21 protein-coding genes and 1 tRNA gene are annotated in these 23,916 nt (G+C 69.0%); 10 read left to right on the top strand and 12 right to left on the bottom strand.

The genetic code is table 11. The features are described 5' to 3' along the window. Window positions 1-74: 74 nt before the first annotated feature. Window positions 75-701, bottom strand: coding sequence for a LemA family protein (locus ACSQ2B_RS19940; RefSeq protein WP_436052631.1), 627 nt, complete (start codon window positions 699-701; stop codon window positions 75-77). 196 nt (window positions 702-897) lie between these two features. Between ACSQ2B_RS19940 and ACSQ2B_RS19935 the strand changes: the two genes are divergently transcribed. Next, the gene (locus ACSQ2B_RS19935) at window positions 898-1,665 is read left to right on the top strand and encodes a class I SAM-dependent methyltransferase (protein WP_436052526.1); all 768 of its coding nucleotides are present in this window, start codon (window positions 898-900) and stop codon (window positions 1,663-1,665) included. Between the two features lie 35 nt (window positions 1,666-1,700). On the opposite strand, the gene ACSQ2B_RS19930 is transcribed toward ACSQ2B_RS19935, so the two are convergent. Next, window positions 1,701-3,947 carry an ATP-binding protein gene (locus ACSQ2B_RS19930; RefSeq protein ID WP_436052524.1) on the bottom strand — a complete coding sequence of 749 codons (2,247 nt, stop codon included), beginning with the start codon at window positions 3,945-3,947 and terminating at the stop codon, window positions 1,701-1,703. A gap of 212 nt (window positions 3,948-4,159) precedes the next feature. On the opposite strand from ACSQ2B_RS19930, the gene ACSQ2B_RS19925 reads away from it, so the two are divergent. Continuing rightward, the gene (locus tag ACSQ2B_RS19925) at window positions 4,160-5,317 is read left to right on the top strand and encodes a DegT/DnrJ/EryC1/StrS family aminotransferase (protein WP_436052522.1); all 1,158 of its coding nucleotides are present in this window, start codon (window positions 4,160-4,162) and stop codon (window positions 5,315-5,317) included. Window positions 5,318-5,348: 31 nt separating this feature from the next. On the opposite strand, the gene ACSQ2B_RS19920 is transcribed toward ACSQ2B_RS19925, so the two are convergent. The 3 genes from ACSQ2B_RS19920 to ACSQ2B_RS19910 form a co-directional block, all read right to left on the bottom strand. Continuing rightward, a complete protein-coding gene (locus tag ACSQ2B_RS19920) occupies window positions 5,349-6,959 on the bottom strand; it encodes a carboxylesterase/lipase family protein (protein ID WP_436052520.1) in 1,611 nt (536 codons plus the stop codon). 54 nt (window positions 6,960-7,013) lie between these two features. Further along, window positions 7,014-9,233 (bottom strand): TonB-dependent receptor, encoded by a 2,220-nt coding sequence (locus ACSQ2B_RS19915; protein WP_436052518.1) that lies wholly within the window; start codon window positions 9,231-9,233, stop codon window positions 7,014-7,016. Between the two features lie 514 nt (window positions 9,234-9,747). Beyond that, the gene (locus ACSQ2B_RS19910) at window positions 9,748-10,605 is read right to left on the bottom strand and encodes a patatin-like phospholipase family protein (RefSeq protein ID WP_436052516.1); all 858 of its coding nucleotides are present in this window, start codon (window positions 10,603-10,605) and stop codon (window positions 9,748-9,750) included. A gap of 103 nt (window positions 10,606-10,708) precedes the next feature. Here ACSQ2B_RS19910 and ACSQ2B_RS19905 point away from each other — a divergent pair, with 103 nt between their 5' ends. Beyond that, window positions 10,709-11,299 carry a histidine phosphatase family protein gene (locus ACSQ2B_RS19905; RefSeq protein ID WP_436052514.1) on the top strand — a complete coding sequence of 197 codons (591 nt, stop codon included), beginning with the start codon at window positions 10,709-10,711 and terminating at the stop codon, window positions 11,297-11,299. Here ACSQ2B_RS19905 and ACSQ2B_RS19900 read toward each other — a convergent pair. Beyond that, complete coding sequence (locus tag ACSQ2B_RS19900; RefSeq protein WP_436052512.1) at window positions 11,296-11,538, bottom strand: hypothetical protein; 243 nt, start codon at window positions 11,536-11,538, stop codon at window positions 11,296-11,298. The two genes, ACSQ2B_RS19905 and ACSQ2B_RS19900, sit on opposite strands and share 4 nt — an antisense overlap. Before the next feature lie 117 nt (window positions 11,539-11,655). Between ACSQ2B_RS19900 and ACSQ2B_RS19895 the strand changes: the two genes are divergently transcribed. Both ACSQ2B_RS19895 and ACSQ2B_RS19890 read left to right on the top strand, forming a co-directional pair. After that, a complete protein-coding gene (locus ACSQ2B_RS19895; RefSeq protein WP_436052510.1) occupies window positions 11,656-12,402 on the top strand; it encodes a YebC/PmpR family DNA-binding transcriptional regulator in 747 nt (248 codons plus the stop codon). A gap of 16 nt (window positions 12,403-12,418) precedes the next feature. Beyond that, the gene (locus tag ACSQ2B_RS19890) at window positions 12,419-12,613 is read left to right on the top strand and encodes a hypothetical protein (RefSeq protein ID WP_436052508.1); all 195 of its coding nucleotides are present in this window, start codon (window positions 12,419-12,421) and stop codon (window positions 12,611-12,613) included. A gap of 39 nt (window positions 12,614-12,652) precedes the next feature. Here the strand turns inward: ACSQ2B_RS19890 and ACSQ2B_RS19885 are convergent, their stop codons facing one another. Next, window positions 12,653-13,285: a superoxide dismutase gene (locus tag ACSQ2B_RS19885; protein WP_436052506.1), complete on the bottom strand. Its 633-nt coding sequence runs from the start codon at window positions 13,283-13,285 to the stop codon at window positions 12,653-12,655. Window positions 13,286-13,477: 192 nt separating this feature from the next. Here ACSQ2B_RS19885 and cysK point away from each other — a divergent pair, with 192 nt between their 5' ends. Beyond that, window positions 13,478-14,539: a cysteine synthase A gene (gene cysK / locus ACSQ2B_RS19880; protein WP_436052504.1), complete on the top strand. Its 1,062-nt coding sequence runs from the start codon at window positions 13,478-13,480 to the stop codon at window positions 14,537-14,539. A 20-nt stretch (window positions 14,540-14,559) separates the two neighbouring features. Here cysK and ACSQ2B_RS19875 read toward each other — a convergent pair whose 3' ends face one another. Continuing rightward, window positions 14,560-15,507, bottom strand: a complete 948-nt coding sequence (locus ACSQ2B_RS19875) for a hypothetical protein (RefSeq protein ID WP_436052503.1) — start codon at window positions 15,505-15,507, stop codon at window positions 14,560-14,562. A gap of 170 nt (window positions 15,508-15,677) precedes the next feature. Here ACSQ2B_RS19875 and ACSQ2B_RS19870 point away from each other — a divergent pair, with 170 nt between their 5' ends. Together ACSQ2B_RS19870 and ACSQ2B_RS19865 are read left to right on the top strand one after the other, a co-directional pair. After that, complete coding sequence (locus ACSQ2B_RS19870; RefSeq protein ID WP_436052502.1) at window positions 15,678-16,460, top strand: site-2 protease family protein; 783 nt, start codon at window positions 15,678-15,680, stop codon at window positions 16,458-16,460. Window positions 16,461-16,486: 26 nt separating this feature from the next. Further along, complete coding sequence (locus tag ACSQ2B_RS19865; RefSeq protein ID WP_436052500.1) at window positions 16,487-17,092, top strand: peptidylprolyl isomerase; 606 nt, start codon at window positions 16,487-16,489, stop codon at window positions 17,090-17,092. A 228-nt stretch (window positions 17,093-17,320) separates the two neighbouring features. Here the strand turns inward: ACSQ2B_RS19865 and typA are convergent, their stop codons facing one another. Together typA and ACSQ2B_RS19855 are read right to left on the bottom strand one after the other, a co-directional pair. After that, complete coding sequence (gene typA / locus ACSQ2B_RS19860) at window positions 17,321-19,156, bottom strand: translational GTPase TypA (RefSeq protein ID WP_436052498.1); 1,836 nt, start codon at window positions 19,154-19,156, stop codon at window positions 17,321-17,323. 579 nt (window positions 19,157-19,735) lie between these two features. Continuing rightward, window positions 19,736-20,662, bottom strand: coding sequence for an N-formylglutamate amidohydrolase (locus tag ACSQ2B_RS19855; RefSeq protein ID WP_436052496.1), 927 nt, complete (start codon window positions 20,660-20,662; stop codon window positions 19,736-19,738). 115 nt (window positions 20,663-20,777) lie between these two features. On the opposite strand from ACSQ2B_RS19855, the gene cpdR reads away from it, so the two are divergent. Then, complete coding sequence (cpdR, locus tag ACSQ2B_RS19850) at window positions 20,778-21,134, top strand: cell cycle two-component system response regulator CpdR (RefSeq protein ID WP_436052494.1); 357 nt, start codon at window positions 20,778-20,780, stop codon at window positions 21,132-21,134. A gap of 80 nt (window positions 21,135-21,214) precedes the next feature. Next, window positions 21,215-21,289, top strand: a tRNA-Val gene (locus ACSQ2B_RS19845). A 168-nt stretch (window positions 21,290-21,457) separates the two neighbouring features. Here ACSQ2B_RS19845 and ACSQ2B_RS19840 read toward each other — a convergent pair. Beyond that, on the bottom strand, window positions 21,458-22,678 hold the full coding sequence (locus tag ACSQ2B_RS19840) for a D-serine ammonia-lyase (RefSeq protein ID WP_436052492.1): 1,221 nt from the start codon (window positions 22,676-22,678) through the stop codon (window positions 21,458-21,460). Further along, the gene (locus ACSQ2B_RS19835) at window positions 22,675-23,916 is read right to left on the bottom strand and encodes an FAD-dependent oxidoreductase (RefSeq protein ID WP_436052490.1); all 1,242 of its coding nucleotides are present in this window, start codon (window positions 23,914-23,916) and stop codon (window positions 22,675-22,677) included. Before ACSQ2B_RS19835 ends, ACSQ2B_RS19840 begins: the two co-directional genes overlap by 4 nt.

Raw genomic sequence — 23,916 nt, 5'->3', positions numbered from 1 at the left:
CTCCCCCCTTGGGGGAGGGGGACCCCGAAGGGGTGGAGGGGGCCTTGAGCCATCTCAGGCGTCGCCAGGTCGCCCTACTGCGCCGGAGCGGGAGCAGGCGCGGCCGGCGTTGCCGGCGGGGCCGAGCCCGGGGTGACCGGCTGGCCGACCGGCGGGGCGCCGAAGTCGACGGTGGGCGCGCTCTGGGCCGAGGCGGCGGCCTGGAAGAGCTGCATCGGCTGCGAGCCGGAATACATGGTCTTGGCCCACAGCACGGTCGGGAAGGTCCGCAGGATGGTGTTGTAGTCGCGCACGGCCTCGTTGTAGTCGCGCCGCGAGATGGCGATCCGGTTCTCAGTGCCTTCCAGCTGGCTCTGCAGGGCCAGGAAGTTCTGGTTGGACTTGAGGTCGGGGTAGCGCTCCTGGATCATCATCAGCCGGCCGAGAACGCCGGAGAGCCGGTCCTGGGCCTGGGCGTACTGCTGGAACTTGGCCGGGTCGGTCAGGGTCGAGGCGTCGACCTTGACCTGGGTGGCGCTGGCGCGGGCCTGGGTCACCTCGACCAGAGTGCCGCGTTCCTGGGCGGCGTAGCCCTTCACGGTCTCGACCAGGTTCGGGATCAGGTCGGCGCGGCGCTGGTAGTTGTTCTGGACGTCGGCCCAAGCGGCCTTGGCGGCCTCCTCCTTGGTCGGGATGACGTTGACCCCGCACCCGGCCAGCATCAACGGGCCGATGAGCAGGAGCGCAGCGCGCGCGAGACGTGTGCGAAGAATTTTCACGGGTTGGGGCTCCGGGAGTCGCCAAGCTTGAGCAGCTATGAGCGGCCTATAGTTGGCCTGGGCATTGATCGCGCGCAACCGAGCCGCCATGACGCTGTGCAGCAATAAGGCCAGGACGCGGTGGAAGGTTTCGAGATCGATGCTGCGGACACGTCCCTATTACGCCGACCGGAGCCTCAGCGCAGCCTTCTATGAGGTTGTCACGGCGGCTGATTCCAATCTTACAGGCGACATCGAGTTCTATGCGGATCTGGCGCCGCCCGGCGGCTCGATCCTCGAGCTCGGCGCCGGCGCCGGCCGCATCGCCTTCGCCCTGGCCGAGCGCGGCCTGCCGGTAGTCGGCGTCGACATCGCCCCGGCCATGCTCGAGCAGGCCGGCAAGCGCCTCGCCGAGACGCCGGACGCCGTGGCGAAGCGGCTCGAATTCCGTCGCGGCGACATGACGGCCCTGGACCTCAAGCGAACCTTCGACCTGGTGATCTGCGGCTACTTCACCCTCGCCCACCTGCCGGCGGGCGCGGCCTGGAGGAACACCTTCGCCGTCATCGCCCGGCACCTGGAGGTCGGCGGAGCGGCCGCGATCCACCTGCCGCTCGCCGACTTGATGCGCCTGCCCGGGCCGGCGAACCCCGCGGCCCTCGTCCTCGACGAGCCCCTCCCCGGCGGCGGACGACTGCAGCTGCATGTTCTCGAGCGCCGCTTCCGCGCGGACATCGGCCGGCTCGACCAGGTGATCGAATATGTCGAGCGCGGCGCCGACGGCGGCGTCCTTCGGCGCAGTCCCGAACGCCAGACCTACTATGTCGCCGACCCGATCCCCTTCGCCGCCGCCGCCGGCCTCTCGGTCGCCCGGCCGCCGACGCGGTTGGGCGGCGTCGGCGACATCTGGGTGTTTCGCAAGACCTGAGCGGCGGCCGGACAGGAGCGGCGCGCGAACCTTGGTCAGGCGACCGCGCGGGCCGCGCGCTGCGGAAGGCTGGCGAGCGCGGCGAGGAGTTCGGTGAGCTGGATCGGCTTGGCGATGAAGCTGTCCATTCCCGCCGCCAGATATTCCTGGACCTGGTGGTTCATCACATTGGCGGTGAGCGCCACGATGGGGACGCGGGCCAGGCCCCGGTCGCGCTCGATGCGGCGGATCTCGGCCGCGGCCTGCATCCCGTTCATGCGCGGCATCTGCACGTCCATGAGCACGACGTCGAAGCCCCCGGCGGCGAACGCCTCGACGGCGGCCGCGCCATCGTCGGTCAGGGTCAGGGCGACGCCGAACGGCTCCAGCAGCGCGCTCAGCACCAGCTGGTTGTTGGGATTGTCTTCCGCGACCAGGATGCTGAGCGTCAGCTGGCCCTCGTCCTGCATGGCCGGCGGCGCCGGAGGGAGAGCCTCATCCGCCAGCCGCTCCAGCGCGAGGGTGAAGCCGAACTCAGACCCCTCGCCGGGGGCGCTGCGCACGGCCAGCCGCCCGCCCATGGTGGTGACGATGCTGGCGCAGATGGCGAGCCCCAGGCCGGTGCCGCCGAACTTCCGGGTGGTCGAGGCGTCCGCCTGCTCGAAGGCGGCGAAGATCAGCTCCTGCTTCTCCGTCGCGATGCCGATGCCGCTGTCCTGGACGCAGAAGCGCACGCCCGCTTCGCCGCCCGTCACCCGGACCAGGACATGGCCCTGATGGGTGAACTTCACGGCGTTGGCGACCAGGTTGGACAGCACCTGGCGAAGCCGGTCGCTGTCGCCGCGCCACACTCCGGCGGCGTCGGGATCGACCTCCACCAGCAGCCCGAGCTCCTTCTGCGCCGCCAGCGGCTCGAAGCCGCTGACCGCGACGCGGACCGTCTTCTCGAGGTCGAAGGGGTGCTCGTCGAGCTCGAACTTGCCGGCCTCGATCTTGGCGAGATCCAGCACGCTGTTCAGCACCGCGAGCAGCGAGTGGCCGCTCTCGGCGACCAGATGGAGGCGGCGGCGCTGTTCCGGATCCAGATCGTTGCGCTCCATCACCTGCACCATGCCCAGGAGGGCGTTCAGCGGGGTGCGGATCTCGTGACTGGTGTTGGCCAGGAACTCGCTTTTGGACCGGCTCACCCGTTCCGCCAGCACCTGCGCCCGGGCGGTCTGTTCGATCAGCTCGCGTTGGGCGGTCACGTCGTTCAGCAAGGCGACGAAGCCGCCATCGCGCGTGGCGCCGCTGCGCGCCTCGAACCAGCGGCCGTCGGGGGTCCGGAAGGGCTCGAAGCTCGACGGGTTGAGCTGGAAGTCGGCCGTCGAGCGGGCGACCGCAAGCGTGCTCGGCAGGCCCTGCTCCGCCGCAACCGCGACCATGGCTTCATAGGGAAGGGCGGCCCGCGCCTCGATCCCGTACTGCTGCAGCAGCTCGGCGAAGTTCTCGTTCCAGAAAATGAGCCTGAGATTGCGGTCGAAGAAGCCGATCGCGCTGGGCACCTGGTTCAGGGAGGCCTGAAGCGCGCCAAGTGTGGCGGCCTTGCTCATCCCGTCCATCATGAAGACGGCGCCGCCGCAGAACAGGATCACGCCCGCCAGCATGCCGACGCCGAGCGCCAGACCCTCTCGGCCATAGAAGCCGGGTTGTTGGATCAGCGGCCCCGGGACGAGCGTCGCGGCGGCCATGGCGGTGAAATGCAGCCCGCAGATCGCGACGATCAGCAGAACGGCGGCTGAGATCGCCCGCGGCAGATTCTTCATCTCACCGGCCACGACCAGCGCGGCCGCCGACGCCGTCGCGCCGATCACGATCGACAGGACCACCAGGGTCGGGCTCCAGACGAAATGGGCCGGCAGTCGCATCGCCGAGACGCCGATGAAGTGCATGGCGGCGATGGCGAGGCCGCAAAGTCCGCCGCCCAGCGCTCGGCCGAGGGGGCGGGACGAACAGGCCGCGACGCCTGCGCCGCTGAAGAAGCCGGCGGCCGCGACCAGCAGCGACACCAGGGTCAGGTCGAGGCCGAACATCGCCACCATGTTCTTGCGGAAGGCGAGCATGGACATGAAGTGGGTCGCCCACACGCCGGCCCCCAGCAGGACGGCCAGCAAGGCGAGCCAAGCCAGGCGGAAACTGCCTTCTGTCACACGCGCGCGGCGATAGGCGCTGAGGCCCGCGCACACCGACATGACGCAGATCAGCACCGCCCAGACGAGCTGTCGCGAGTCGTGCTGCTCCAGGCAGGTGATGATTGCGAACATGAGGTTCCCTCTCCCTCCGTCGCAAGCTACGGCGTTCGGGCGAACGAAGGTTTAAGCCGCCAGCCGAAACCCGTGGTCTTTCAACGGCGGGCGACGAGCAGGGCCGCCCAGCGATCGCAACAGACGCTCACCAACCGTGTCTGGCCTGCGCGCCGCGGCCCGTGCCATTAGGCTCACGCGCAATTCCGCCTGGCCGCGAGACGTAACAGCCGATGCCGATTCCCTTCATCGACCTGCAGACCCAGCGCAAGCGCCTTGGCCAGCCGCTGGAAGACGCTATCCTCAAGGTCGTCCGCTCCGGCGCCTACGTCATGGGGCCCGAGATCGCCGAGCTGGAGGCGGCGCTGGGCGCCTTCGGCCAGGCGCCGCACGTGCTGAGCTGCGGCTCCGGCACGGAAGCCCTGGTGCTGCCGCTGATGGCCTGGGGAATCGGCCCGGGCGACGCGGTCTTCTGCCCCTCCTTCACCTTCGCGGCGACCGCCGAGGCCATGCCGCTGGTCGGCGCCTCGCCGGTGTTCGTCGACATCGATCCGGCCACCTACAATATGGACGCCGAAAGCCTCGATGCGGCCATTCAGGCGGTGAAGGCCAAGGGCGAGCTGGTCCCCAAGGCGGTGATCGCCGTCGACCTGTTCGGTCAGCCCGCCGACTATCCGAAAATCGCCGAGGCAGCGCGCCGTCACGGGTTGAAGCTGATCGCCGACAGCGCCCAGGGCTTCGGCTGCACCCTGGCCGGCCAGCATCCGATCCATTGGGCCGACGTCGCCACCACCTCCTTCTTCCCGGCCAAGCCGCTCGGCGCCTATGGCGACGCCGGCGCCGTGCTCTGCAAGGACGCGCGCCTGCACGACGTGCTGGTCAGCTTGCGGGTCCACGGCCAGGCGGTGAAGTCGGACCTCGAGGGCCAGACCTTCGAGCACGACCCGAAATATCTGAACATGCGGATCGGCATCAACGGCCGCATGGACACCCTGCAGGCCGCGGTCCTGCTGCAGAAGCTGACCATCTTCGAGGACGAGATCGCCGCGCGGAACCGGGTCGCCGACCGCTACGCCGCAGGCCTCGGCGACGTCGTCAGGACGCCGACGGTGATCGACGGCGGGGTCTCGGTCTGGGCGCAGTACACCATCGAGGTGGAGAATCGCGACGGCCTCGCCGCAGCGCTGCGCGAAGCCGGCGTGCCCACCGCGGTCTACTACCCGATCCCGATCCACCGGCAGGGGGTCTACTCGGCCTATCCCGTCGCGCCCGGCGGCCTGCCGGTGACGGACGCCAAGGCCCACACGGTGATCAGCCTGCCCATGCACCCCTATCTCACCGAGGCCGACCAGGACCTGGTCATCGCGGCGATCCGCGGGTTCGTGGGATAGGTCCGCGCTCCGGATCGCCGCCGACGGGTTGTCAGAGGTATTTCTCCAGCACCGGGTTCTTCCAGGCCCGGCCGATCAGGCTCAGCCGGTCACGGAAGGGAATCGGACCGGGGCGGTTCGACGCCCCGTCGATGTGCAGGACCGTGGGTTTTCCCGGGAGGAAGGCTGGCCATGGCGGCCTGCCGCCGCCGTTGGGATCGCCACCGCGCGCGAACGACAGCCAATAGCCGGACAGCATGTCGCTCATCGCGCGCTGCGAGGCGTCGATCGGACCGCCCCACGCCTGCGGGTTTCGCAGCGCCAGTCCGATCTCGGCGCCGTGGTAGGCGACCTGCGGCTCCGGGGCGCGGTCGCGGCCACCGCGGCCGGGCAGGGGCACGCCGCTGTATGCGAAATGGTAGAAGTAGACGGGCTGTCGGCCCTGCTCGGCCATGGCGACCGCCAGGGCTGTGGTGTTCCAGTTGAAGATCATGTCGACGAACACGTCCTTCCCCCGCGCCACGGCTTCGGCGCCGGTCTGCGCGGCGTAGACCCGCCGGGCCTCCTGCGTCAGCTCGCCGAAAAAGGGTTCGAGCGCCGCGGACAGGCCAGCCGGCGTTCCGCCGCCCAAAGGCTGGAAGATGGCGCCCTCGTCCGCATTGAAGCCCGCAATGAGCGGGACGTCGGCGTGGCGGCCGCTCTTGATCAGGTCAAAGGGGTGATCCGGGATCACCACGCCGTCGAGAGCCGGGTGAAACACCCAGGTCTCATGATCGGCCCGCACCAGGTCCATCGGGGCCATGGCGCGCAGAGCCGCCAGATCCGGCGCGCCGACCCGCTTCGCAAAGGCGACCCCCGCCGCCTCCATCTCCTTGCCGTCGGTCAGCAGCACCAGGCTGTTGAGCTGGCCCATGGGCGCGCCGCTTTCGGCGACGCCGCGATGGAAGAGGCCGCGCGACCGCGGCATGACCAGGTGGAAGGCGACGCTGAATGACCCGGCCGACTGGCCCGCGATCGTGACGTTGTCCGGGTCGCCGCCGAAGGCCGCGATGTTGTCGCGGACCCAATGCAGCGCAGCGACCTGATCGAGCAGGGCGTAGTTGCCCGACACGCCGTCCGGTGACTCGCGCGCGAGCTCAGGGTGGGCGAAGAAGCCGAGGATGCCGACCCGATAGTTGAGCGAGACGAACACCACGTCCTGCGCCGCCATGTTGGCGCCGTCATACAGCGGATCATTGCTGGTGCCGGCCGCGAAGGCTCCGCCGTAGATCCACACCACGACCGCACGCGGCTTTGCGCTCGGCTGAACGGGCGCCCAGACGTTGAGCGTCAGGCAGTCCTCGTCCATCGCGACATGGCGCACCGCCTCGGGCGCCTCGTAGTTCTGCGGCATCGCCCAGGGACTGGCGGAAAAGCGGTCCGCCTTGCGGACCCCGGCCCACGGGATGACCGGCTGCGGCGGGCGCCAGCGGCGCGGCCCGACCGGAGGGGCGGCGTAGGGCACGCCAAGCCAGGCGACGACGCCGGGAACCGTGCTGCGGACCCCGACGATCCGGCCGCCCGTCACCTGGATCGGCCGCTCCTGCGGCTCGCCCTTGGAGGCGGCGATCAAGGCAAGGCTGGCGCTCGCCACGAGGCTGCGACGGGTAAGGTTGAGGCGCATGGCGCGATCTCACGAAATGGAGGTCCCGCCTCCTGCGAGGCGGGACCACAGGTCTCAGTATTTGTAGGTCGCCGTCATGCCGACGGTCCGGGGACGGTATCCGCCGGCGTAGAACAGGGGCGAACCGGCAACGTCGTGGGTGCGGAACAGCGCCGCATTCTCATTGAAGAGGTTGTTCACGAAGACCGAAGCCTCGACGTCCTTGATGAAGACGCCGAGCCGGGCCGAAACGACGTAGGCCGGCCGGGTCGCGGTAAGATCGGCGTCGTAGCTGAAGGTGTGCGGATCGGGAGAGACGCCCTTGGTGCGGAAGGTAAGATCGGATCGGAAGTAGCTGCGGTACGGGCCGATCGGGAAATCCACCTGACCCCAAACGGCTCCGGTGAACTGTGGGCCGCCGATCCCGTCCCCCTTGCCGGCGAGCAGCACGCCGCCGCCGCCCAGAACGTCGTCGTTGAAGGTCGTCTTGTTGAAGCCGATGTTGCCGCCCAGCCGCACCGCGTCGCTGACCCGGGTGTCGAAGGTCAGGTCCACGCCTCGGCTCCTGGCCTTCCCTAGGTTGCCGATGAACGAGAAGCCGCAGTTGGCGAGACGGACGCTCTGCTGGATGTTGTCCCAGTTGATGAAATAAGCGCTCGCATCGATGTTCAGCCGTCCGCCGAACAGGCTGTTCTTGGCGCCGGCGTCGTAGCTCCACACCGTATCGGCCTTGTAGGTGCTTGGGCCGGCGGTCAGGCCCAACGACGCCAGATCCGCCGCGCAGAAGCTCGCTGGAACCGGGGCTTGGGCGCCGCCCTGCCGGAAGCCCTTCGCGACGTTGGCGTACAGCAGGTTGTCGCGATCGATCTGATACGAAACCCCGAACTTGGGGGTGACCGGGGTTTCGCTGGTCTTGCCGGAGTCGCTGCTGGGACCTCCGTTGACCGGCCCGTCGCCGAGGCTGAGGTAGGAGAACTTCAGCTCCGCGACGCGAACCCCGGCGGACACCTTCAGTTGCTCCGTCAGCGGATAGGCGATGTTGGCGAAGCCGGCGATCTGCCGATCGGTCGAACTGGTGTGGTTCGTGTAGTTGTACCCGTTCGCCGCCGTTCCCCCGACCTCGTTGGAATCGGTGAGATTGATCGAACGTTGGCGTTGCCGGGTGAAGAAGGCGCCGAGGATCCATTCCACCCGGCTGCTAGCGGGGGACTGAAGGCGGACCTCCTGCGTGAAATTCTCCTGCTTGGTGGTGACGAACGCTCCGGAGGGTATCGTTCCATCGATCGGCGTCAGCGGATCGCCCGTGAACAACGCCCGCAGGAAGGTCGTGTAATCCAGGAGGATCGTCGACTTTCGGTTGAAATATGAAGTATTCGAATTCAGCTCGAAGACATCGTTCTGGTACTGGACCTTGACGGCCGGCAGATAAAATTTGTCGTGGTATTTTTCCGGAAGCGGGTTGCCGGACTTGAAATCCTCGCCGCCGACGTCGCTGAAGGACTCCCAGTACTGGCTTCGGTTGTTATCGAACTGCCGCTGATAGAACAGCGACGGCGTAATCAGCAGCCCCTCGGTCGGCTTGAACGCCAGGGCGGCGCGAACGACCGAGGTGCGGCTCCAGTCGGCGTCCTTGTCGACGACCGATCCGTCCGCGTCGTCGACCCGGTCGATATAGCCGCCGTCCCGGCGGGTCCAGGCGCTGAGCCGGAACCCGACGACGTCCTTCACGATGGGGCCGCCCACCGCGGCGCCAGCCTCGTAGGAGGGCGCGCCGTTTTCCGTGCTCGACAGTTCGGCGCGCGCATAGCTGCTGATGCGGTCCAAAGTCGGCTGCGGGGTGATGAAGCGGACGGCGCCGCCTTCGGCGCTGGCCCCGAAGAGCGTGCCCTGCGGCCCCTTGAGCACCTCGACCCGTTCCAGATCAAAGATGCGCGGATAGGGGTTGCCGCCGAAATAGCCAATGTTGCGGGTCTGGATCGGCGTCTCATCGATATAGATGGCGGTGGTCGCCGACCCGACTTCGGAGGCGATCCCGCGAATGGAGATGCTGGTGCTCACGTCGCCGGAAACGCCGCCGGTCCGTGTGAACTCCAGCCCCGGCGTAAAGCGGGTGATGTCCTCGATGCTGCGGATGCCGCGCCGATCCATCTGCATCGGATCATAGGCGTCGACCTTCAGTGGCACCTTGCGCAGCGATTCTTCGCGACGACGTGCAGTGACGACGATCTCCATGCTGCTGTCGGCAGTCGCCGACACGCCCGTGGTCTGCCCGTAGGCTTGGGGCGCAAGAGCCATTCCGCAACACGTCGCCAAGAGGAGGCACGTCCTATTTCGCCGAAGTCGTCCTAGTTCCGAGAGCATGTCCAAAACGTCCCCTGAGTTACCGGCCACCGCGTCCCGAGCTGCTCTCCCGCCAAGTCTTTGAACCCAGTTTTCGCACGCATTCCCGGCGCAAACTGTTCGACTAGCGAACGTATGATCCACTTTTTGATCGTAATTTCAGCACAGCGGATTCCTCCGTTGCTGTTTTGAACATTTCGCGTTGCCTGAACGACACCCCAGTCAATTGCCTTGCGCTCTGTAATGTTTGAGAATTTCCTGATCCCCTCCAAAGCCTCGACTTTGGACGTGAGATCTCGCCCAGAGATGGACTAAGGCGATCGCCGGACAACCTGAGCGTTCAGCGTTCGCTGGCCAACCGGCGCGCGGACGGGTCCCGCGAACAGCAGGACGCTCGCAGCCCGCGCGAGAAGGACGCGCTTCGTTCTTGGTCAGGCCTGGTCCCGCGTCAGGAGCCGGCCTAGGACGCCTACCCCCACACCTGCTTGAGGATCTCCGCCTGGCTCAGGCCCTGGGCCAGGCCGGCGCGAGCGACCTCGGGCTTGCGGGAGGAGTCCATCAGGTTCGCGCCGATGGCGAGGCTCGAACCCTCGTCGAGGGTGATGGCGACCACCGTCGCGCCGGCCGCCTTCAAGGTCTCGACCTCTTCATCCAGACGCACGGTCGGCGTCCCCGGCGGCGCCACGGCGATCACCACCACCAGGTCGTAGCCGGCCGCGAGATCGGCGTTGGTCGGCGAGCGCATGCCGCCGTCCATGTACCGCCGCCCCTTCATCGTGATCGGCGTGATCATCCCAGGCACGCAGGCGCTCGAGGTCACCGCCGGCAGCAGATCGACTCCGGAGTCCGCCTGCCAGAGCTGGAAGCCCCCGTCCTCGACGTCCACCGCCGCGCAGGCGAAGTTGCCGGCCGGCCACCCGAGATGGGGGATCGCGCCCAGCTCGCGGCCGATGACGTCCAGGAACGACGCCTCGCTCGCGGCCTCGGCGGCGAGCGCAAAGGCGCCGAGCTCGCGGCGCACCTCGGCCGGATGGCGGGTGCCCGCCTGCGCCTCGCGCATCAGGCCGACCATCGTCATGAAGCCCTCGGGCGAGCCGCCGGGCGGAGGACGAATCTCCGCTGAAGCCGGATCCAGGAGCGCGTCCGCCAGCCGGGCGCTGTCGCCCCCGCTCGCCAGCCGGGCGCCGACGATGGCCCCCGCCGAGGTGCCGAGGATGAAGTCAGCCTGGCCGAGATCCACCTCGCCCTGAGCGAAGCCGGCGATCAGCCCGCTTTCCCACGCCACCCCCAGGGGACCGCCGCCGCCCAGGACCAAAGCTCGCCGCATGCGCCGTCTCCTCCGAAGGCGTGGAGAATTCACCGCGCCGCGGGTCCTGTCCAGGCGGCGGCCGGCTTGCGCCGCGCCGGCCGGCTCGCCATGGTCCAGCCGCATGATTTATCTGGTTCGACACGGCGAGACGGAATTCAACCGCGAGCGGCGTCTGCAAGGGCACGTCGACTCCGCCCTCACCGACCTCGGCAAGCGCCAGGCCGAGGCGGTGGGCGCGCAGCTCAAGGCGCTGGTCGGCGCCCAGCCCGGCTGGCGGATCATCGCCAGTCCGCTCGGCCGCACGCGCCGCACCGCCGAAATCCTCGCCGAGCGTATCGGCCTCCACGACATCGAGATCGAGCCGCGGCTGATCGAGCTCAGCTGGGGGGAGTGGGACGGCCGCCTGCGCAGCGACCTCGCCGCAGCCTGTCCGGCGTTCGGCCGCAGCAACTGGGCCTTCCACGCGCCGACCGGCGAGACCTATGAGGCGATGTGCGGACGCCTGAACGGCTGGCTGGGCGATCTGCCGGCGGAGGGCGCACGACGGATCATCGCCGTCAGCCATGGCGTGACCGGACGCGTGCTGCGCGGCCTCTACGCGAGACTGCCGGTCGAAGCGGTGATGACGCACGACGCGCCGCAGGACGCCGTCTTCGGCCTCGCCGGGGGCGAAATCCGCCGTATCGACTGCGCCCTGGACGTCAGCGCCTAGCCAAGGCCACGGAGCTTTCGCTCCAGCGGCAGGCTCATGCGCCGCTCGGGCCCGGCCATCCGGCTGACCCCGACCGCGATCAGCGCCGCGGCGAGGCCGAGCGCGAAGGCGCCGGCGACCGCCACCCCAAGGCCCGCAGGTCCGAAGCTGAGCGGGCGGGGCTCCATCCAGTGGACCAGCTCCCCGTTCGGCTCCTCCGGCAGGACGTCGTCGAAGTCTCCGTAGCTGTGCTCGCTCATGATCTAACCTTCGCCGCTCAAGCCTTCCGCGCTAACCCGCGGCCCCGGTAGGGGTTCCGTGTACGCCGCACCGAGGGTAGAAGCGACGCCACATCCTCATTGACCTGCCGAACGGACATGGCCGGACACTCAAAATTCAAAAACATCATGCACCGCAAGGGCCGCCAGGACGCGGTCCGCTCGAAGCTGTTCTCAAAGCTCTCGCGCGAGATCACGGTGGCGGCGAAGGCCGGCATGCCCGACCCTGCGATGAACCCGAGGCTACGACTGGCGATCGCCAACGCCAAGGCGGAGTCTGTATCGAAGGACCTCATCGACCGGGCCATCAAAAAGGCCCAGGGCGGCGACGCGGAAACCTATGAGGACATCCGCTACGAGGGCTTCGGCCCCGGCGGCGTCGGCCTCATCGTCGAAGTGCTGACCGACAATCGCAACCGCACCGCCGCCAACGTGCGCTCGATCTTCAGCAAGAACGGCGGAAACATGGGCGAAAGCGGCTCGGTTTCCTTCATGTTCGATCGCGTCGGACGGATCGTCTATCCGCTGACCGCAGGATCCGACGAAAAGTTGATGGAAGCCGCCATCGAAGCGGGCGCCGACGACGTCGAGTCCGACGAGGAGGGCCACACCGTCTACACCGCCTTCGAACAGCTCTCGGACGTGGCGCAGGCGCTGGAAGGCTCGCTCGGCGAGCCCAAGTCGACCAGCATCGTCTGGCGGCCGAAATCGCTGACGCCGCTCACCGGCGACGCCGTCAGCACGCTGATGAAGCTGATCGACGCGCTGGACGACGACGACGACGTCCAGAACGTTTATTCCAACGAGGACATTTCCGAGGCCGAGCTCGAAAAATTGGCTTCGTAGACGGGAGCGTCGCCGCATGTCCCGAGGCCCAGAAGATCCGCGGGTCACCGACCTTCGCCGCTATCGCAAGGCGCGCGAGCTGGCGAAGAGGCGCGCCCCGCCCCGACCGCAGAAGGAGCGCCTTCTGGGCGGCCGGCCGCGGGCGGGGCTGATCCTGGCGGCGGTGGTCCTGGCGCTCGCGGCGTTAGGGATCCTGCCGTACCTGCCGTGAGTTCCGCGGTCTCCGCCCTCAGGCGGACGCCGGCGCCGGTCAGGCCGCCAGCTTGAAGGTCCACGGCGCCTGCCGGCCCTGAGCCGCCGCGAACTGCGCCTCGGCGAACGCCCAGTTGGCGACGGTGTCGAACCACCGCTCGATGAAGACCTTCCGATCCTGCTTGTAGTCCAGGTAGTAGGCGTGCTCCCAGACGTCGCAGACCAGCAGCGGCGTGCGCTTGTCGTGGGCCAGGGTGTCGGCGTCGTGGGTGCTGAGCACCACCAGCTCGGCGCCTTCGGCGGCCAGCCAGGCCCAGCCGGAGGCGAAGTGGTCCGCGCCTTCCTGCACGAACTTTTCCTTTAGCCCGCCCAGGCCGCCGAAGGCCTTGTCGATGGCGGCCGCCAGCTCGCCCTGCGGATCGCGCCGCTTCGGCGTCATGCAGTCCCAGAAGAAGGCGTGGTTCCAGGCCTGGGCGGCGTTGTTGAACAGCTTCTTCAGGCCCTGCCGCTCGGCCCGGGCGACGACGTCCTCGAGGCTGAGGCCTTCCAGGCCGTGCTCGGCGATCAGCGTGTTGGCGACCTCGACATACTTCGCGTGATGCTTGTCGTGGTGGGCGTGCAGGGTCTCGTCCGACAGGGTCGGCGAGAGGGCGTCATAGGCGTACGGCAGCTCGGGGAGGATAATCATCATGGGGCTCCTGGAATGGCCGTCCCGGGCAGGGGACTGAGGCCCCGCGATCAGACGACCCACCCCAAATCAGCGAGCCGCCGCATCGTTCCATGATCGTGGCTCAAATTCCCCCGAGCGCTCGCCGGCGCCTTGACTCCGGCCAGCAGCAGGCGGCGTCTTCCCCGTGATAGCTCAGCAATGCGGAGGCCAGCGGTGAAGCGCAAATACCAGAGCATCCTAGAGACGGTGGGCGACACGCCCGTGGTGCGGATCAACCGCCTGGCCCCGCCGAACGTGAACCTCTTCGTCAAGATCGAGGCCTTCAACCCGCTGGGCTCGGTGAAGGACCGGCTGGCGCTGGGCGTCATCGAAGAGGCCGAGCGGAGCGGGGCGCTGAAGCCCGGCCAGACGGTGATCGAGGCGACCAGCGGCAACACCGGCATCGGCCTGGCCATGGTCTGCGCGGCCAAGGGCTATCCGCTGGTCATCATCATGGCCGACAGCTTCAGCGTCGAGCGGCGCAAACTGATGCGGTTCCTGGGCGCCAAGGTGATCCTGACGCCGGCGGCCCAGCGCGCGGTGGGGATGGTCAAGATGGCCGAGGATCTCGCCGAACGACACGGCTGGTTCCTCGCCCGCCAGTTCGAGAACCCCGCCAATCCCGACATGCACAGCCGCACCACCGCCCAGGAGATCCTGCGCGACTTCGACGGCGAGGCGCTGGACTATTGGGTGACCGGCTACGGCACCGGCGGCACGCTGAAGGGCGTGGCCCAGGTCCTGCGCGAAAAGCGGCCGGACACCAGGATCGTCGTCTGCGAGCCGGCTGACGCCCCGCTGCTCGCCAGCGGCCAGCCTCAGGCGCGAAACCCCGACGGCAGCCCGGCCCAGGGCCATCCGGCCTGGAAGCCGCACCCCATGCAGGGCTGGACCCCGGACTTCATTCCGCAGATCACCGGCGAGGCGGTCGAGGCCCATCTGTTCGACGAGATTCTGCCGATCGCCGGCCCGGACGCGATCCGCTGCAGCCAGGAGCTGGCCCGCCAGGAGGGGATCTTCGTCGGCATCTCGTCCGGCGCGACCTTCGCCGGCGCCCTGAAGGTGGCGGAAACGGCCAAGCCGGGTTCGACCATCCTCTGCATGCTGCCGGACACCGGCGAACGCTACCTCTCGACGCCGCTGTTCGCCGACATCCCGGCGGACATGACCCCCGAAGAGGAAGCCATCGGCCGCACCAGCCCGCTCTTCCCCATCACTCATCCGCAGCCGGCGTAGAAGGCCGCCCCAAACTCCGGCTATTCCGGACGGGTCGGATGGGTGGAGATCGGCGCGGAGGGGTCGCTCGGCGCCGGCTTGGCCGGCGCCGGGACCGAAGCCGGCGGCGCGACGGCGACCGGCGCCGGCGGCGGCACGACCAGAGTGGGCGCGGCCTCGGCCGCCGGCGCGGCCGGCGCGGCTTCGACCGGCGCAGGCGCGCTCGAACGACGGGTCGTCCCGCGGACGGAGGCCAGCCGAGAGGCCGGCTTGGCGTCAGGCGCGCGAAGGGCGGGCGTGGGTAGGACGGGCGCGGACGTCGCCGCCGTTTCGGCAGCGGCCTCGAGCGCGCTCGGCGGCGGCGATGCGGCGGGCGCACCGTCCAGGGCCGGCGAGACCGCGGGCGTGACGGCGGCCGGCGATTCGGGCGCGGAGTTGCGGCTGGCGAAGACGGCGGCGAGCGCGGCGATCCCGATCACGCCGACGGCGCCGGCGGCGATCAGCGGCATCAGGCTGCGCCGCCGGCCGTAGGCGGCGGCCGGGGGCCGCGGTGTCCAGGATTCGGCCTCCTCGGGCTGGGCGAATTCATCCAGGAACGGCGGCGGCGTGCGCGGCCGGGCGATCACCTCCACCTCAGCCACCTGCATCGGGGCCGTCTGCAGCGGCGGCCCGGCAGGCTGGGGCTCGGCCTGCAGCGGGACCTCCATGCGCGAAACGGCGGCCGCTGGCGGCGGGGATTCGGCGACCGGGGCGGCCGGCGGCCGGGGCGACCCGCCCAGCCCGCCGCCGCCGAAAAAGGCCGGCGAGGCGCCGCCGGCGAGCACCCCCTGGCTCTGCGGGGCGACGAGCACCCGAGCGGGCGCCGGCCGGGCGACGGGCGGCGGAAGCGCCCCGCTCGATTTCGGCAGCGGGCCGATACGGAACGCGCCCTGAGGCATCTTCGGCCAGGCGGACGGGCGTTCGAAGGGATTGTCGTCTGTCGGCGGCACGGCTCTCATCTCTTAAGGGGCGGACCCTTGCGGCGGACTTTGCCGGTTCTGTGGCGTCGCCCGGTTCTTTGACGTCGCCCCGTCCTTTGACGTCGCCCCGTCCTTTGACGTCGACCCGTCCTTTGACGTCGCATTGACCCGGAGGGCGCGCGCCCCCACCTTTGCGACAGGTGACCGAGACCGTCCAGACCCCGCCCGCAATCGACCCGCCCCGCCCGGCCAATGCGCTGGGCGCCGGGCTCCTGCTTGTCTGGCTCGCCCTGGGATTCGTCCTGGCCCGGCTCGAGGCGCCGGTCGGCCCGGTCACCTTCGCCTTCGTCATGCTGGGCTGGGTGCTGAGCGTCATGGCCCACGAGTTCAGCCACGCCGCCGTCGCCTACCTCGGCGGCGACGTGACGGTGGTGCAGAAGGGCTATCTGTCCTTCGATCCGCGCCGCTACGGCGACGTCGGCGTCAGCCTGGTCCTGCCGCTCCTTGTCCTGGCGCTTGGGGGCGTCGCCCTGCCCGGCGGCGCGGTCTATCTGCGCCACGATCTGATGCGCAGCCGCAGCTGGCGGGCCGCGGCCTCCCTCGCCGGCCCGGCGGCCACCCTGGCCGTGCTGATCGTCCTGGCGAGCGTCCTGCGCCTCTGGCAGGCGGCGGGTGCGGAGAGCCCGCTGTTCGCCGCCCTGTCGCTTCTGGCCTTCCTGCAGGCCATGGCGTTCATCCTGAACATGCTGCCGATCCCGGGCCTCGACGGCTTCGGCGCCATCCGCCCCTTCCTGCCGGCCGCCTGGGCCCCGAAGATCCGCAAGGCGGAGGGGCTGGCTATGGTGTTGCTGCTGGTCGCCGTCTTCGTGATCCCCGGCTTCAGCGGCCTGCTGTTCATGGCCTCCGCGCACCTGAGCGTGGCGTTCGGGATCGATCCGCCGACCGTCGGCCAGGGCTGGAGGGCCTTCCACTTCTGGCGCTAGGCTCCAGCCACGCTAAGCTCCGCCCCATGACCGAGACCACCCGCCGTGATCTGCTGGCGCTCGCCGCCGCCCTCGCCGCGTCCCCCGCCCTTGCGCAAGGAACCGGGCCGGCGACCACGTCGGTCGCCCTGACCACCCCGCTCGGCCGCATCGTCATTGCGCTGGAGACGCAGCGCGCGCCGATCACCAGCGCCAACTTCCTGCGCTATGTCGATCGCAAGCTCTATGACGGGGCCAACTTCTACCGCGCCTCGCGGCCGCAGGGCTCGACGGCGGACGACTATGGGCTGGTGCAGGGCGGGCTGCAGAACGACCCGAAGAAGGTGCTGCCGCCGATCGCCCACGAGAGCACCCTGAAGACCGGGCTTTCCCATGTGAACGGGACCATCTCCATGGGCCGCCACGCGCCGGGGACGGCCCAGGCCGACTGGTTCATCTGCCTCGGCGCCCAGACCTATCTCGACGCTGATGCACAGCAGCCCGGCTTCGCCGCCTTCGGCCAGGTGACCGAGGGGCTGGAGGTGGTGAAGCAGATCCTGGTGATGCCGGTCGACCCGACGAAGGGGACCGGCTCGATGAAGGGCGAGATGCTGAAGGAGCCCGTGCCGATCACGACGGTCCGGCGAGTGTAGCTCGCCCTTCCCTTCACGAATGTCATCCCAGTTTCGCGCAGCGAAGACCGGGACCCATGCACACCGGAGAACGAGAGTTCGCGTGGCGCGACGGATTCCCGCCTTGAAGCGCCGTGTTCATGGGTCCCCAGTCTTTTCGCTCCGCGAAAAACCGGGATGACAGTCGTGGGGATACTTCGCGCCGCTCGCCTACGGCGAGCTGTCCCTCCCCATAAGGGGAGGGCCGTCCTACGCGTCTTGCTTCACGCGCTTCTTGCGGAAGCTGGGGTTCAGCACCCGCTTGCGCAGGCGGATCGACTTCGGCGTGACTTCGACCAGTTCGTCTTCCTCGATGTAGGCGATCGCCTGTTCGAGGGTCGGCCGGCGCGGCGGGGTCAGGCGGATCGCCTCGTCCTTGCCGGAGGCGCGGACGTTGGTGAGCTGCTTGGCCTTCATCGGATTGACGTCGAGGTCGTCGGCGCGGCTGTTCTCGCCGATGATCATGCCTTCGTAGGTCTTCTCGCCGGCGCCCACGAACATCACGCCGCGGTCCTCGAGGTTCCACAGGGCAAAGGCTGCGGTCTCGCCGTCCGAGTTGGAAACCAGCACGCCCTTACGCCCGGCGTCGATCGCCCCCTTGTAGGGCTCATAGTGGGAGAAGACGCGGTTCAGCACGCCCGAACCGCGGGTGTCAGTGAGGAATTCGCCCTGGTAGCCGATCAGCGAGCGCGATGGCGACATCAGGCTGATCCGGGTCTTGCCGGCGCCGGACGGGCCCATGTCCTTCAGCTCGGCCTTACGGGCCGACAGCTTCTCGATGACGATGCCGGTGAACTCGTCGTCCACGTCGATCATCACGTCCTCGATCGGCTCCAGCTTCTCGCCGGTCTCCGGATCGATCTGGAAGACCACCCGCGGGCGGCTGATGGAGAGCTCGAAGCCCTCGCGGCGCATGCCCTCGATCAGCACGCCCAGCTGCAGTTCGCCGCGGCCGGCGACCTCGTAGGCGTCCTTTTCGCTGGTCTCGGTGACCCGGATGGCGACGTTGGACTCGGCTTCCTTGAAGAGGCGAGCGGCGATCACGCGGCTCTGCACCTTGTCGCCTTCGCGGCCGGCCAGCGGGCTGTCGTTGACCGAGACCGTCATGGAGATGGTCGGCGGATCGATCGGCTGGGCCGGCAGCGCCTCGGTGACGTCCATGGCGCAGAGTGTGTCGGCCACGGTGGCCTTGGAGAGGCCGGCGATGGCGACGATGTCGCCGGCTTCGGCGTCCTCGATCGGCTGGCGCTTCAGGCCGCGGAAGGCCAGCACCTTGGTGATGCGGCCACGCTCGATCTCCTTGCCGTCCAGCGACAGGGCGTGGATGGCCAGGCCGGGGACGGCCTTGCCCGACTGGATGCGGCCGGTGAGCAGGCGACCCAGGAAGGGGTCGTTCTCGATCAGCACCGACAGGATCTGGAACGGCTTGTCCTTGTTCTCCACGACCTTGGGCTCGGGCACGTGGCGCACGATCAGGTCGAACAGCGGCGCCAGGGTGTCGTTGGGCTTGGCCATGTCGAGCGTGGCCCAGCCGTTCTTGCCGGAGGCGTAGATGTGCGGGAAGTCGAGCTGTTCGTCCGTCGCGCCCATGGCGGCGAACAGGTCGAACACGTCGTTGAGGATGCGGTCGGGATCGGCGTGCGGGCGGTCGACCTTGTTCAGGCAGAGGATCGGCCGCAGGCCCATCTTCAGGGCCTTGCCGAGCACGAACTTGGTCTGCGGCATGACGCCTTCTTCGGCGTCGACCAGGATGACGCAGCCATCCACCATGCCGAGGATCCGCTCCACCTCGCCGCCGAAGTCGGCGTGGCCAGGGGTGTCGATGATGTTGATCCGGGTCTCGCCGGCCTCGCCGTGCCACAGGACGCTGGTGCACTTGGCCAGGATGGTGATCCCGCGCTCGCGCTCCTGGTCGTTGGAGTCCATGGCGCGCTCGACCGTCGCCTCGTTGGCTCGGAACACGCCCGACTGGGCGAGCAGCTGATCCACCAGGGTGGTCTTGCCGTGGTCGACGTGGGCGATGATGGCGATGTTGCGGAGCGACATGGGCTTGGACGGTCTCGGGGGAGGCGGAAAGGCGGGCTTTTAGGCGAAGGGGGCCTTCACCGCCAGCATGGAGTTGTGTTCAGGCCAGCGACCGATTCGCCGATTCGGCGACAGGGCGGCGACAGCCGTTGTGCAGTGCAGCGATATAAGAGAGAGCCTCTCGGCTGCAACCCCTTATAAAATTTAACTGATCAGGCCAGCTAATGGCTTTGTGAGGAATTTTTAATCCTACCTCGCTTGCTGCGTTGTGCGTTGCACCGTATAAGGACCTTGTGAGGCGTCGCTGACGCTTCTGCCCTTCCTGGGCGTTTCCTCCCTAATGACTTGCCGCGCCTTCGGGCGCGGCTTTTTTTTGGCCTGAAGGCCGGACGAGGCGCGGTTCGTCCTGGTTTTCGAGCAGCGCACGAGCCGAAATTGCGGCTGTCATCCCGGTTTTCGCGCAGCGAAAGACCGGGATCTATGAACACGGCGCGTGGAATCGGCCCTCAGCCGCGCCGCGCTCTCCCGGCAGCGCCGTGTTCATGGGTCCCGGACAAGCGCTGCGCGCTTTCCGGGATGGCACAGAAACGACGCCGCCTCTCAGCTCTCCCGCAGCGCCGACCAGTCGGTCCCGGCGAGCGACGCCGTCAGCCGCTCCAGGTCGGCCTTCAACCGGGCGAAGCGGGCGGTGGGCTCGAGCGTCGTCTCGTTCAGATAGAGCCCGCGATTGATCTCGATCTGCAGGGCGTGGGTGCGCCGCGCCGGGCGCCCGTAGTGTTCGGTGGTGTAGCCTCCGGCGTAGGGCGAGTTGCGAGCCACCCGGTAGCCCATGGCTTCCAGCTCACGCTCCACCTGGGCGGTCAGGGCGCCGGCGCAGGCCGCGCCGAATCGGTCGCCCAGGACGAAGTCGCTCGGCCGGTCGCGCCCGGCCCGGGCCGCCGCCGAGGGCATGGAGTGCCAGTCGATCAGGATGGCGAAGCCGTGCGCCTCATGCGCCTCGGCGATCAGCCGCTGAAGTGCGGCGTGATAGGGCCGATGCGCCCGGTCGATCCGCCCGCGCGCCTCGGCGAAGGTCAGCTTGCGGGCATAGATCTCCTGGCCCTCCGAAACCACCCGGGCGATCGCGCCCAGGCCCGCCGCGACCCGGGCGGTGCGGGCGCGGGCGAAGTCCGGCAGTTCGTCGACGAACATCGCCGGATCCAGTTCGAAGGCCTCGCGGTTCACGTCGATGTAGGCGCGGGCGTAGCGGGCGGCGATGACGGCGGCGCCGAGGTCCGCCGCGCGGCCGATCAGGTCGTCGACCAGCACGTCCTCGGACCGGCGGATCGCGTGGGCGTCGAGGGCGGCGGCGGCCATCATGTCATCGGGATAGAGGCGGCCCGAGTGCGGCGAGGCGAACACCAGCGGCGTCGGCGGCGGGACGCCCTCGGCCGCGGCGCGTCGCAGGTCGAACGCCGGCGCGGAGTCGTCCATCGGCGCAGTCGGCTCTGGCGCGGCGTCGATGAGAATTGGCACCCAGGCGTCCATCGAATCTATTGAACGCTCAGCATACAGGTCGGTCAAAGGGTTCATCGCCCCTTTACGCTTAAACCCTATGCTGATCTCTCAGCTTTATAGATGGTTTCGAATGTCAGGCGCCACCATGCCCCGCATCCTCCTCGCTGAAGATGACGATTCTTTGCGCGGGTTCCTCGCTCGCGCACTGGAGCGCGCCGGCTATGACGTCACGGCCTGCGCCGATGGCGACGAGGCCGCCGCCGTCCTCGATCAAGAGTGGGACCTGTTGCTCACCGACATCGTCATGCCGGGTCTCGACGGGATCGAGGTCGCCCGCCAGGCGGCCGCAAAGCACCCCGGCCTGCGGATCATGTTCATCACCGGCTTCGCCGCCGTGGCGCTCGCCGCCGGCGAGGCTGCGCCTGCCGGCGCCAAGGTGCTGTCCAAGCCGATCCACCTGCGCGAGATCGTCCACGAAGTCGACCGGATGATCGCCGCCTAATCGACCCCTTGCGCGAGCGAAGTCCGACCGTTATATCCGCGGCCTTCCCGCTCCCGGCCCGCCCGGGAGACGCATGGTACGGACGCGTAGCTCAGCGGGAGAGCACCTCGTTGACATCGAGGGGGTCACAGGTTCAATCCCTGTCGCGTCCACCATCCTCCGCTCCTCGGCGAGCGATCCTGCATCCTCTTCGAGGCGTCGTCGGAAGAAGGCGACCCGGGACCAGATGGTCACACCTACGTGAGCGCCTGGCGCCATAGGCGCTGACCGCGAGGGTCTCCGGCCGCCATGCCGGAGCCGACGCCGCGCCCCTTCGGATCCCGTTAAAGCAGGGCCTGGAACTCGCTGTCGGGCAGCAAGGCGCCCCCGGTCGTCCATGCGACATTGACCGCATCCGCCGATTGCAGGCCGAGGTCGCGCCGCACACGATCGACGGCCGCCAGCCCCGCGGCGCCGGAGAGCTCGAGCCGCAATCCAGCCACACGCCATGCGCGGCGGACCCAGGCCTGCATCTCCGCATCGTGAAGCGCGACAATCGCCTCGACCATGTGGCCGGCGAGATCGAGCACCAGGTCGGAGGCGCGCGGCACGGCCATGCCGTCCGCCGCGGTGCGCCCGCTGAGCCCGATCTCCTGCACCGAGACGGCGCGGCCGTCGCCGGCGGCCAGGGCGGCGATCATGCAGGCCGACGCCGCCGGCTGCGCCCAGAAGCAGCGAACCGCCTCGCCGAAGATCGCCTTCAGCCCATAGGTGACGCCGCCCGGCGCGCCGCCCACCCCGCAAGGGATGTAGACGTGCAGCGGTCGGCGCAGCGAGATGCTGACGCCCCGCTCCGACAGCTGGTCGGCGAGCTCACGGGCCGCCGTCGCATAGCCTGCAAGCAGCGCGGGCGAATACTCGTCATCGACAAAATAGGCGCCGGTCGCGCCGGCGACGCCGCGGGCGCTGGCGACCGCATGGCTGTAGTCGGCGTCGTGCTCGATCACCTTTGCGCCCAGCGCGCGCAGCCGCTCCTTCTTCCATCGCTTGGCGTCGGCGGACATGTGGACCTCCACCTGGAAGCCCAGGGCCCTGGCGACGAGGCCGACGCTGAAGCCGAGATTGCCCGTGCTCGCGACCATGATCCGGCTGCGTGCGAAGAGGCCGCGCGCGGCGTCGCTCGCCAGCACGCCATAGTCGCCGCCGCCGCGCTCGATCAGTCCGGCCTCGAGGCCCAGCCCCTCGGCGACGAAGAGCACCTCATGCACCCCGCCGCGCGCCTTGATCGATCCCGTCATCGGCAGCGCGTGGTCGCACTTCACCAGCAGCGCCTCGCCTGGGAAATCCACCAGGGGAGACCGGACCTGGCCGTCCCATCCCGCTTCGGGGAAGAGCGCCGCCAGGACAGGGGCGAACCGCCGCCAGCGACCTTCGGCGCCCGCCACATCGATCGGCGGCGTCGGCCGGGACGAGGGCGTCCGCCGGTCATTGATCCAGACCGCGCCCTCTCCTCGCCGCAGCCGGCTGAGCACGCCCTCCTCGTTCGCCCGGTCAACGGCGGTCATGCCGGCCGCTCGCCATGCGGCGCATGGGCGGCAAGCAGGAAGCGAGGCTCGGCCGCCGCGCCGTCCGTCAGCCCGGCGACGTAGCGACCGACCGCGGGACCATGTTTGAAGCCGTGTCCGCTGCCTCCGCCGACGATCCAGACATTGCCCCATCCGGGATGCCGGTCGATCAGCAGGTCGCCGTTGTCGCTGTTCTCGTACTGGCAGACCCGCGATTCCGCCAACGGACGCTGCGCCAGGGCGGGAAAGCGCCGGGCCAGATAGGCGCGGACATCCGCCAGGGCCTGGTCGCCGATGCGCCGGTCGGCGGTGTCGGGATCGATCTTCGGGCCGTGAGCGTCCAGCGCGACCTTGAAGCCGCGCGACTCGATGTCGGGAAAGCCGTAGTGCAGATCCGCGCTGCTCATGTCGACCCAGGCGGGCAGGCTCGCTTCCCCGAAACGCGCGTCGCCCGGATCGGGAGCGAAGAAGAAGACGTCCTGTCGGCTGGGCGCGATCCGCGCGCCGACGACGTCGGGGAAGAGGCGCGGCAGCCAGGGGCCGCACGCAAAGACATAGCGGCCGGCCGACAGCGTCCGGCCATCGCTCGCCTCGATCCCGGAAAGCCCCTGTCCCTGAGCCCGGGGCGGCAGGATCTCCATCTGGCGGTACTCGCCCCCGGCCGCGACGAATTCCGTCACCAGCGCCTGCACGCTTCGGCGCGCCATGAGCGCGCCCATGGTCGGCTGGTAGACGCCGAGCGTGATGTCGGCGTAGCTCAGCTGAGGCCATCGCCGATGCATATCGGCCACCGGCAGCTTCTCGACCGGAATGCCCAGGGCGCGCTGCAGCGCGATGCTGCGGTCGATGCCCGCATCGTCCCGGGGAAAGATGTAGAGCGCTCCCACCTGATGGAAGAGCGCGTTCTCATGACGCGCCGACAAGCTGCGCCATTCCGCCAGCGAGTCCCACGCCATGCGGGTGTAGAGCGGGTCGCCGGCATATTCCGTGCGGATCAGACGTGTCTCGCCGCCGGACGAAGCGCGGGCATGCGCGGGCCCCCAGGCGTCGACCAGCAGAACGCGCGCGCGCCGCCGGCGCAGCGTCCATGCGGTCCAGGCGCCGAACACGCCCGCGCCGACCACGACATAGTCCCAGCTCTTACCAGGCGCGGCTGCGGTCCCGCGAGGCGCCGTCATCGCGCCGGCCATCGTCAGCCCGCCAAGCAGGCCACGTCGAGAGACTGGAAAGTCGGTCAT

The sequence above is a fragment of the Phenylobacterium sp. LjRoot225 genome (assembly GCF_964252855.1).
Classification (GTDB): domain Bacteria; phylum Pseudomonadota; class Alphaproteobacteria; order Caulobacterales; family Caulobacteraceae; genus Phenylobacterium.
Note: the sequence above shows the minus strand (reverse complement) of the source record. Positions and strands in the feature narration are given on the sequence as shown.